7 protein-coding genes are annotated in these 10,693 nt (G+C 70.7%); 5 read left to right on the top strand and 2 right to left on the bottom strand.

The annotated features are described in order from the left end of the window. The 3 genes from N790_RS01975 to N790_RS01965 all read left to right on the top strand — a co-directional run. Window positions 1–1,561, top strand: a 1,561-nt coding sequence (locus N790_RS01975) for a DUF1631 family protein (RefSeq protein ID WP_156969886.1), incomplete at its 5' end; no start/stop codon positions are given. Then, window positions 1,558–1,908: a PilZ domain-containing protein gene (locus N790_RS01970; protein ID WP_043800100.1), complete on the top strand. Its 351-nt coding sequence runs from the start codon at window positions 1,558–1,560 to the stop codon at window positions 1,906–1,908. The genes N790_RS01975 and N790_RS01970, both read left to right, overlap by 4 nt. Further along, entirely contained in the window at window positions 1,883–2,962 is a 1,080-nt protein-coding gene (locus tag N790_RS01965) for an FAD:protein FMN transferase (protein WP_043800099.1), read from the top strand. Before N790_RS01970 ends, N790_RS01965 begins: the two co-directional genes overlap by 26 nt. Here N790_RS01965 and N790_RS01960 read toward each other — a convergent pair whose 3' ends face one another. Continuing rightward, window positions 2,963–5,647, bottom strand: a complete 2,685-nt coding sequence (locus N790_RS01960) for a bifunctional diguanylate cyclase/phosphodiesterase (RefSeq protein ID WP_245593724.1) — start codon at window positions 5,645–5,647, stop codon at window positions 2,963–2,965. Window positions 5,648–5,717: 70 nt separating this feature from the next. Here N790_RS01960 and pepQ point away from each other — a divergent pair, with 70 nt between their 5' ends. Continuing rightward, a complete protein-coding gene (pepQ, locus tag N790_RS01955; protein ID WP_043800097.1) occupies window positions 5,718–7,037 on the top strand; it encodes a Xaa-Pro dipeptidase in 1,320 nt (439 codons plus the stop codon). Window positions 7,038–7,324: 287 nt separating this feature from the next. Next, entirely contained in the window at window positions 7,325–10,096 is a 2,772-nt protein-coding gene (locus N790_RS01950) for a valine--tRNA ligase (protein WP_043800095.1), read from the top strand. On the opposite strand, the gene rimI is transcribed toward N790_RS01950, so the two are convergent. Then, window positions 10,093–10,581 carry a ribosomal protein S18-alanine N-acetyltransferase gene (gene rimI / locus N790_RS01945; RefSeq protein ID WP_043800094.1) on the bottom strand — a complete coding sequence of 163 codons (489 nt, stop codon included), beginning with the start codon at window positions 10,579–10,581 and terminating at the stop codon, window positions 10,093–10,095. The genes N790_RS01950 and rimI overlap by 4 nt on opposite strands. Window positions 10,582–10,693 lie beyond the last annotated feature (112 nt).

The raw sequence follows: 10,693 nt of genomic DNA, 5'->3' as shown, positions 1-10,693 counted from the left end.
GACCGGAGCCCCCGGCACCGCAGGCGGCACGGCGGCAGCCACCGGCCCGGGTGGCGGGGGCGTCGCCGCCGGCGGCGCTTACGCGGCCGCGGCCACTGAAGACAGCTTCCAGCAGATGCGCCACCTGCTCGCCGGGCGCCGCCAGTTGCTGGGCAAGCTCGTCGGCGGCCAGCCCCGCGGCACGCCCGGCAACGCCGTGCAGGTGGAACCGGCGCTGGTGCAGGACGCGCTGGGCGAACTGCAGCACAAGCCGGTCGGCACGGTGATGGTCAACGGCAAACCCGCCGCGCGCACCATCAACCACCTCAAGCAGGACCTGCTGGCGCAGCTCCGCCAGGCCACGCCCGACGGCAAGCCGCCGGCGCTGCCCGAGGAGGACAGCGACGCCATCGACCTGGTCGGCATGCTGTTCGACCACCTGATGAAGGACGTGCGGCCCAACAGCCCCGCGTCCAACCTGCTGACCAAGCTGCAGGTGCCGCTGCTGCGCGTGGCGCTGCAGGACAAGGGGTTCTTCACCCGCCAGCAGCACCCGGCGCGGCAGATGCTCAACGCCATCGCCGAAACCGGCGCCTACTGGCTGGGCGAGGACGACGCCGACCAGCAGCTGGTCGGCAAGATGCAGTCGGTCGTGGACCGCACAGTGCGCGAGTTCGACGGCGACCTGGGCATTTTCAGCAACCTGCTCGAGGACCTCAGCTCGCACCTGCAGACCGTGTCGCGCAAGGCCGAGGTGGCGGAAAAGCGCCACGTCGAGGCTGCCCGCGGCAAGGAGCGCCTGGCCATGGCCCGCGAGCGCGCGGCGAGCGTGGTCGAGGGCATGCTCAAGAAGCAGAACCTGCCGCGCTTCACCCACACCCTGCTCAGCCAGGCCTGGACCGACGTGATGGCGCTCACCGCGCTGCGCCAGGGCGAGGACTCCGACGCCTGGAAGCAGCAGCTCGAGATCGCCGAGCGCCTGGTCGGCGTGGCCAAGGCCGGGCCCGGCGCGGCCGGCATTCCCGCCAGCGAAGCCACGGCGCTGCAGCAGGACATCCAGTCCTCGCTCACCCAGGTCGGCTACCACGCCGAGGAAGCGGCGGCCATCGCCCAGCGCCTGGTCGACCCGCAGGGCGGCGGCGCCGACGACGACTCGGTGGCCAGCCGCACCGAACTCACCATGCGCCTCAAGGCCCGCGCGCGCCTGGGCGAGGACCTGCAGCAGGCCAAGAAGAAGAAGGTCGTGCTGACGCCGGAAGAACAGGCGCGGCTCGACCAGATCAAGCACCTGCCCTTCGGCACCTGGTTCGAGTTCACGCTCAACCAGCAGGGTGAGAAGGTGCGCCGCCGCCTGTCCTGGTTCTCCACCGTCACCGGCCACGTGCTGTTCGTGAACCACCGCGGCCAGAAGATCGGCGAGCACACGCTCGAGGGCCTGGCCAAGGCCATGGCCCAGGGCCAGGTGAAAGTCGTGGAAGAGGAGAAAGGCACGCTGATCGACCGCGCCTGGAGCACGGTGATGAACGCCCTGCGTTCCTTCGCCGGCCAGTCGCCCAGCACCGGCGAGGCCCCCGCCCGATGAATACCGAGTACCGCCGCGCCAAGCGCCGCAAGGTCGGCTACAACATCGAGGTGCTCGACACCATGACCGGCCAGGTCATCGGCAAGCTGAGCAATCTCTCCGAAACCGGCATGCTGCTCATCCTGGGGCAGCCGCTCACCAGCGACGCGCTGTTCCAGCTGCGTTTCTCCCTGCCCGACGATGCCGGCCACACGCGCATGGTCGAGGTCGGCGCGCACGAGCTGTGGTCCGATGAAGCGGCCGCGCCCGGCCAGGTCTGGACCGGCTTCCGCTTCATCGACGTGGCGCCCGAGGACGTGGCCTTCATCCGCGGGTGGGTGGATGCGCCGGGCAGCCAGTACGTCTGAAGTCCGCCGCGCTGCAACCGCCCTGGCCGCCGCGCTCCTGGTCGCGGCCTGCGGCGCGCCGCCGGAGCGGGTGGAGCAGCTGCACGTATTCGGCACGATCACCGAACTGCGCCTGCGCGGCGCCGACCCGGACGCGGCGCAGGCCGCCCTGGCCGAGGTTTCGGCCCAGCTCAACCAGCGCCACCGCGAGTGGCATGCCTGGGAGCCGTCCGACGTCACCCGAATCAACGCCGCCTTCGCCGCCGGCCAGGCGGTGGAGGCCCCCGAGTCGGTGGTCGCGCTGGTCGAACGCGCCAAGCCGCTGTCGGAAGCCACCGAGGGCCTGTTCGACCCGGCGGTCGGCGGCCTGGTGGCGGCCTGGGGTTTCCACACCTCCACCTTCCCCATCCAATCGCCGGCCCCAACCGCCGACCAGCTGCGCGCCTGGCGCGAACAGCGCCCGCGCATCACCGGCGTGCGCGTGGACGGCCACCGCCTGTCCGCCGACAACCCGCGCACCCAGCTCGATTTCGGCGCCATGGCCGAGGGCGTGGCCAGCGAAATGGTGCTCGCCACCCTGCGCCGACACGGCGTGCGCGACGCGCTGGTGAACATGGGCGGCGACGTCACCGCGCTGGTCGGCGACGGCGGCCGCCCCTGGCGGGTGGAGCTGCGCGACCCGTTCGGTGGCCGGCTCGGCGGCGTCGAACTGCGCGACGGCGAGGCGCTCTTCAGCACCGGCAACTACAACCGCTTCCGCCAGTCGCAGGCCGGCGCGCGCCTGGGCCACATCCTCGACCCGCGCACCGCCCAGCCCGCGCGCGGCGCGGCCTCGGTGGTGGTGCTGCACCCGGACCCGGTGCTGGCCGACGTGGCCGCCTCGGCGCTGTTCGTGGCCGGCCCCTCGGGCTTCGAACGGCTGGCGCGCCGGCTGCGCCTGGGCTGCGCGATGATGCTCACCGACGAGAACGAGCTGCTGGTGACCACCGCCATGGCGGCCCGCGCCACCCTGCTGCGCGACCCGGTGCCGCTGGGCCCGCCGCTCGACCTGGGCGAAGGCTGCGCCGGCCGCTGATCAGGCCTTGGGCGGGTCCCGGAAGCACAGCGCGGCTTCCGGCCGGTGGATCGCGAACCCCTGGGCGTAGTCCACGCTGAGCCCGCGCAGCAGGTCGCGCGCGCGCTCGTCGGCCACCCATTCGCCGATCACCTGCAGGCCCAGCTGGTGGCCGATGTCGGTCACCGCGCGCACGATCGAATAACTCACCGGGTCGGTTTCGATGTGGCGGATGAAGCTGCCGTCGATCTTGATGAAATCCACCGGCAGGTTCTTCAGGTAGCCGAACGAGGCCATGCCCGAACCGAAGTCGTCGAGCGAGAACTTGCAGCCCGCCGCACGCAGCCGCTGCATGAACTCCACCGCCCGCGCCATGTTGCTCACCGCCGCCGTTTCGGTGATCTCGAAGCAGATGCGCTGCGGCGACACGCCGTGCGCCTCCAGCGCCTCAAGCACGAAGTCGGCGAAGGCGTTGTCCTCGAAGGTCGGGCCCGAAAGGTTGATGGCACAGAGCTTGATCGCCTTCCCCGAGGGGTGCAGGCGGTTGAAGTTCGCCAGCGTGGTTTGCACCACCCAGCGGTCGAGCTGCGGCATCAGGCCGAAACGCTCGGCCGCCGGGATGAACGCGCCCGGCGGCACCAGCGCGCCGCTTTCATCGCGCAGGCGCACCAGCATTTCCACGTGCACGCCCTCGGTGCGCTCGCCGTGCCACAGCGGCGCCAGTTCCTGGAAGTGCAGCAGGAAGCGCCCGTCCGACAGGGCCTGGCGGATGCGCCCGGCCCACTCCATCTCGCTGCGGCGCTGGGCGGTGGCGGAATCGTCCTCGGAAAACAGGTGCACGCGGTTGCGGCCACGCTCCTTGGCCATGTAGCAGGCGGTGTCGGCGTGCGCCAGCAGCGTGCGCTGGCTCAGGCCCGGCCCCTTCATCATCACCACGCCGATGCTGGCGCTGATGGTGTAGTTGCGCTGCTCCCAGCCGAACACGTAGCCGTCGATCTCCAGCCGGATGCGCTCTGCCAGCGCCATGGCGCGGGTTTCGTCGCTGTTCTCGAGCAGGATGGCGAACTCGTCGCCACCCAGGCGGCCCACCACCGCCTCTTCCGGCAGCAGGCCGGCCAGCAGCGTGGCCAGCTGGGCCAGCAGCTGGTCGCCGGCGTAGTGGCCGGAGGTGTCGTTGATCAGCTTGAACTGGTCCAGGTCCATGTACAGCAGCGCCCAGGCCGGGCCGCCGGCGTCGAGCGCGGCGATGGCGGCGTCGATGCGGCGTTCGAACTCGCGCCGGTTGTACAGGCTGGTGAGCGAATCGTGGCTGGCCTGGTAGCTCAGCTCCTCGCTCAGCACGCGCAGTTCGGTGATGTCATTGGCCACCGCGAGCAGGTGCGGCAATTCGCCGAGCGTGATGCTCGACACCGACAGCGTCGCCCAGAACGAGGCCTGGTTCGGGCCATGCAGGCGCGCCGATTCGTTGATGATGCCGTCCGGCGAGCCGGCCAGGCTGGCCACGCGCGCGCGCAGCGTGGGCTCCTCGATCAGGTCGGCCAGCCGCACCCCGGCCAGGTCGTCGGCGATGCCGAAGCGGTCGCGGCAGGCTTGGTTGGCGTAGACCAGCACGTTGTCGTCGGCGCGGGCCAGCATCACCAGCGCCGGCAGCAGTTCGTTGAGCGCGCGGAAGCGTTCCTCGCTCTGCCGGAACTGCGCCGCCATGTCGCCCGCCAGCGCCAGCGCGCGGGCGCGGGTGCCGGCGATGGACCAGGCCAGGGTGGCCAGCAACAGGCTCGCCAGCACGCCGATGCCGAAGGTGAGCGCGGGCAGCCAGGCCGACGGGTCGGCCACCGCCCGCGGATGCGCCTCGATGCGCCAGGTGCGACCACCGAAGGCCAGCTCGTGCGTGTAGGTCGCTGCCGCGGCGGCTTCGGGCGCAGGCTCCTGGCCGTCCTCGTCGTCGACGAACAACAGGTGGCGGGCGCCATCGGTGACGTCCAGCACCTCCACCGAGAAGCGCTCGCGCGTTTCCGCCGGCAGCGCGTCCGAGATCAGCCGGCTGACGCGGAACGAGGCCGCCAGCGAACCCACCTCGCGGCGGCGCCGCTCGTTGAGGTCGCGCGGCGGCGGGCCGCTGCTGAACACCGGCAGGCGGATCGTCACGCCGTCGCTGGGGCCGGGCATGCCGGCGCGCTGGACCAGCTGGAAGGGCGCCGACATCACCGGCCGGTCGGCGTCGCGGGCGAAGCGCGCCGCGGCCAGGTTGGCCGGCTGGGTGGCGATGTCGAGCCCGAACAGCATGTCGTTGCCGGCGCGCGGCGCGGCCAGGGTGGTGATGTAGTGCTCGCGCCCGTCCGGCGCGGCGTCCGGCGCCGGCCGGTCCGTGCGCAGCGAGAACGCCATGGCCTGCAGGCTGGGGAACTGCTCCCGCGGCCGCAGGTTGGCGTAGATGGCCTCGAATTCCGCCGGCGTCACTTCATCGGACGACAGGAACAGCGCCTGCACCGAACGCACCAGCAGGCCGCAGGTCTGCAGCTGCGATTCCACCGAATCGAAACTGCGCTCGGCCAGGCGGTCGAGCCGCACCCGGTCGGCGCGCGAGAGCGCGTCGTGGTGCAAGGCGGCGGCGAGCACGCTCAGGGCCAGGCCCACCAGCAGGGCACCGAGGCTCCACAGCCAGGTCGGCTGGCCCAGGAACCCCCCGTCTTTGCGCTGCTTCAGCAATCGCCTCTCCTGCGCCCCTGCCGCCATTTGCGGCAGAATCCGGGTTTCGACCCCGCGACCGGAAGCCCCCATGACCCCCACCGATGCCGTCCATCTATATCGTGCGCACCTGTCCACAATCAAGGCGCGCGCGGACCAGGCGCTGGCGAAGGCCGGCTTCGACCACCTGGTGGTCGCGTCGGGCGTGGAGAAGTACGAATTCCTCGACGACCGCCCCTACCCGTTCAAGCCCAACGCGCAGTTCAAGGCCTGGCTGCCGCTGACCCGGCACCCGCACTGCTGGATCGCCTACACCCCCGGCCGCAAGCCGGTGCTCGCCTACTACCAGCCCGACGATTACTGGCACGTCCCGCCGGCCGCGCCCGAAGGCGCCTGGGTCGATGAATTCGACATCCGCGTCATCTCCGACCCCGCCGAAGCCGCCCGCCACCTGCCCGCCAGCGGCCGCGTCGCCATCCTGGGCGAAGCCGACGCCGCCCTCCCGGGCTTCGAGCCCAACAACCCCAAGGTCGTGCTCGACTACCTGCACTTCCACCGCGCCTTCAAGACGCCCTACGAACTCGATCGCATGCGCGCCGCCCAGCGCCGCGCCGTGCCCGGCCACCTGGCCGCCCGCCAGGCCTTCCTGGACGGCGCCTCCGAAGCCGGGGTGCACGCCGCCTACCTCGCCGCCGCCGGCCACACCGACCTCGACCTGCCCTACACCAACATCGTCTGCCTCAACCAGAACGGCGCCACCCTGCACTACCAGTTCAAGGAGCTGCAGGCGCCCGCCGAATCGCGCTCCCTGCTCATCGACGCCGGCGCCGAAGTCGACGGCTACGCCTCCGACATCACGCGCACCTGGGCCCGCCGCGACGGCGCCTTCGCCGACCTCGTGGCCGCCGTGGAGGCCGAGCAGCAGGCCCTGTGCAGCCGCGTCCGCGCCGGCACCGACTACCGCGACCTGCACCTCGAATGCCACCTGCGCCTCGGCGGCGTGCTGCGCAGCCTCGGCATCGTCGACATGGACCCCGGCGACATGCTCGCCACCGGCCTCACCTCCACCTTCTTCCCGCACGGCCTGGGCCACCCCATCGGCCTGCAGGTGCACGACGTGGCCGGCTTCAGCGACGAGGACGGCCAGCTCATCCCCCGCCCCGCCGGCCACCCCTACCTGCGCATGACCCGCACGCTCGCCCCCGGCATGGTCGTCACCATCGAACCCGGCCTGTACTTCATCCCCACCCTGCTCGCCAAGCTCAAGGCCACGCCCCAGGCCAAGGCCGTGGACTGGAACCAGGTCGAAGCCCTGCTGCCCTTCGGCGGCGTGCGCATCGAGGACGAAGTCCACTGCACCGATTCCGAACCCGAAAACCTCACTCGCGACGCCTTCGCCGAAGTCGCGTAAGCGCCACCAGCACTCCACCCAGCCAAACTGGCCAAACACGCCCCTCCGGCCCGAAAGGCCCGGAGGGGCCGTCGTGCGTGGGTTCCTTTCCCGGGGTTTCGAAAACAAGGACGTTTTCGAAAAGCCTCCATGGACGGATCCACGGCGTCCCCGGGAAAGGAACCCACGCACGGCGGCCCTTCGCCGGGACCGATCCCGGCACCGCGCAGGCACGAAAACCCGCGGTTTGATAGCATTTGAAGCCTCCCCAGCCCACGCCAGCCCGACCGAAAGTCGGGCGCAACCCATTGAGCCCCATGGAAAAGAGCTTCGAACCCCAGACCTTCGAAACCAAGTGGTACGCCCATTGGGAAGCCAGCGGCTGCTTCCGCCCCAGCGGCAAGGGCCAGCCCTACACCATCATGCTGCCGCCCCCGAACGTCACCGGTACCCTGCACATGGGCCACGCGTTCCAGCACACCCTGATGGACGCGCTCGTGCGCTACCACCGCATGAAGGGCTACGACACCCTCTGGCAGGTCGGCACCGACCACGCCGGCATCGCCACCGAGATGGTCGTCTCGCGCAACCTCGCGCTCGAGGGCAAGGGTGAAACCCGCGATTCGCTCGGCCGCGACAAGTTCATCGAGAAGGTCTGGGAGTGGAAGCAGCACTCCGGCGACACCATCACCCGGCAGATGCGCCGCATGGGCGCTTCCGGCGACTGGAGCCGCGAGACCTTCACCATGGACGAAGGCCCCAGCCAGGCCGTCGTCGAAACCTTCGTGCGCCTGTTCGAGGAAGGCCTGATCTACCGCGGCCAGCGCCTGGTCAACTGGGATCCCGTGCTCAAGACCGCCATTTCCGACCTGGAAGTGGTGAGCGAGGAGGAAGACGGCAAGCTCTGGTCCATCTCCTACCCGCTCGCCGACGGCAGCGGCGCGCTCGTGGTCGCCACCACCCGCCCCGAAACCATGCTCGGCGACACCGCCGTCATGGTGCACCCCGAGGACGAGCGCTACACCCACCTCGTCGGCAGGAAGGTCCGCCTGCCGCTCACCGACCGCGAGATCCCCATCATCGCCGACGACTACGTCGACCGCGAGTTCGGCACCGGCGTGGTCAAGGTCACCCCCGCGCACGACTTCAACGACTACGCCGTCGGCCAGCGCCACGAACTGCCGCTCATCAACATCCTCACGCCCGAAGCCGCCATCAACGGCAACGCGCCGGAAAAGTACCGCGGCCTCGACCGCTACGCCGCGCGCAAGGCCGTGCTCGCCGACCTCGAGGCCCTGGGGCTGCTGGTCGAGGAGAAGAAGCACAAGCTGCAGGTGCCGCGCGGCGACCGCACCGGCCAGGTGATCGAGCCCTACCTCACCGACCAGTGGTTCGTGCGCATGGAAAAGCTCGCCGAGCGCGGCCTCGAGCTGGTCGAGAACGGCTCGGTGCGCTTCGTGCCCGAGAACTGGATCAACACCTACCGGCACTGGATGGGCAACATCCAGGACTGGTGCATCAGCCGCCAGCTCTGGTGGGGCCACCGCATCCCGGCCTGGTACGACGCCGCCGGCAAGGCCTACGTCGGCCGCAGCGAGGAGGAAGTGCGCGCCGCGCACGCGCTGGGCGCCGACGTCGCGCTCACCCGCGACAGCGACGTGCTCGAAACCTGGTTCTCCTCGGCCCTGTGGTCGCACAGCACGCTCGGCTGGCCCGACCCGCAGGCCATGGGCGAACGCGGTTTCCACACGCGCCTGCCCACCTCGGTGCTGGTCACCGGCTTCGACATCATCTTCTTCTGGGTCGCCCGGATGATCATGATGACCGACCACTTCACCGGCCACGTGCCCTTCAAGGACGTCTACATCACCGGCCTGGTGCGCGACCGCGACGGCCAGAAGATGTCGAAGTCCAAGGGCAACGTGCTCGACCCCATCGACATCATCGACGGCATCAGCGCCGACGCCCTGGTGGCCAAGCGCACCACCGGCCTGATGAAACCCACCGACGCGCCCAAGATCGAGAAGGCCACGCGCAAGGAATACCCCGAGGGCATTCCCGCGTTCGGTGCCGACGCCCTGCGCTTCACCTTCGCCTCGCTGGCCACCCACGGCCGCGACATCAAGTTCGACCTGGCCCGCTGCGAGGGCTACAAGAACTTCTGCAACAAGCTCTGGAACGCCGCCCGCTTCGCGCTGATGAACTGCGAGGGCTTCAGCGCCAGCGGCGCGCCGCAGCCGCGCACCGACGCCGAGCGCTGGATCCTCGACCGCCTGCAGCACACCCTGCGCGAGGTCGAGGAAGGTTACGCCGGCTACCGCTTCGACCTGGTCTCGCAGGCGCTGTACGAGTTCGCCTGGAACGAGTTCTGCGACTGGTTCCTGGAGCTGGCCAAGCCCGCGCTCACCGGCGACGACGCCGCCGCGGCCGACAGCACCCGCCACACCCTGCTGTTCGTGCTCGAGTCGCTGCTGCGCGCGCTGCACCCGCTGGTGCCCTTCGTCACCGAGGAAATCTGGCAGGCCGTGGCGCCCAAGCTGGGCATCGCCGGCGACAGCGTCAGCACCCAGCCCTGGCCGGCCATGGACGAGGCCCAGCGCAACCCGGCCGCCGCTGCCGACATCGAGTGGCTCAAGGCCGCCGTCACCCAGCTGCGCTCCATCCGCAGCCAGATGAACATCGCGCCCTCGAAGGCCGTGCCGCTGCTGCTGCAGGACGGCGAGGCCGCCGACCGCGCGCGCATCGAGCGCCATGCGCCGGCGCTGAAGTTCCTGGCCCGCGTCGAGTCTATCGAATGGATCGCCGGCGAAGCGCCGGCCGCGGCCGCCGCGGTGCTGGGTTCGCTGAAGCTGCTGATCCCGCTCGAGGGCCTGATCGACCTGGGCGCCGAGAAGGCGCGCCTGGACAAGGAGCTCAAGCGCATCGCCGGCGAACTGGCCAAGTGCGAGGCCAAGCTGGGCAATGAAACCTTCGTGGCCAACGCCCCCGCCGCCGTGGTGGAGCAGGAGCGCGCCCGCCTGGCCGACTGGGCGAACCAGCACGCCGCCCTGCAGGCCCAGCGCGCCAAGCTAGGCGCCTAGGGCGGCCAGTCGCGACCGGGGGGCAGGAGCTCCATCGCCATCACGATGGCGTCCTCGCGGCCCTTTTCGGCCGGGTAGTAGTTCGGCCGCAGGCCGATCTCGTTGAAGCCGAAGTCGCGGTAGAGGTTGATGGCGCGCGGGTTCGACGGCCGCACCTCCAGGAACACCTGGTGCGCGTGGTGCCAGCGCGCCAGGTCGACCAGCCGCGCCAACAGGCGGCGGCCATGGCCGCGGCCCTGGTACTCGGGCGCGATGCACACGTTCAGGATGTGCGCCTCGCCGGCCGCGGCGCTGAGCACGCCGTAACCCAGCAACCGGGTGCCCGCCTCCAGCACCCAGCACTGGTGCCCGGCGCGCAGGCAGTCACGGAAGATGCCCGGCGTCCAGGGGAAGGGATAGGCGCGCTTCTCGATCTCGGACACCGCGTCCACGTCCGCCTGCTTCATCGGCCGCATCTGCGCGGCGTCGGCGGGACGTGCGTTCATCGCGGCTCAGCGGGCGCGGCGCAGCGCCCGCAGGCGCGTCCAGAGCGCGCGCTTGGCCGCGGCGTCGGCGCGCAGCTGGTCCCAGGGGGGCAGCGGCAGGCCCGCCAGGTCG

Origin of the sequence: Arenimonas malthae CC-JY-1 (assembly GCF_000747075.1) — a bacterium.
GTDB lineage: Bacteria > Pseudomonadota > Gammaproteobacteria > Xanthomonadales > Xanthomonadaceae > Arenimonas > Arenimonas malthae.
Note: the sequence above shows the minus strand (reverse complement) of the source record. Positions and strands in the feature narration are given on the sequence as shown.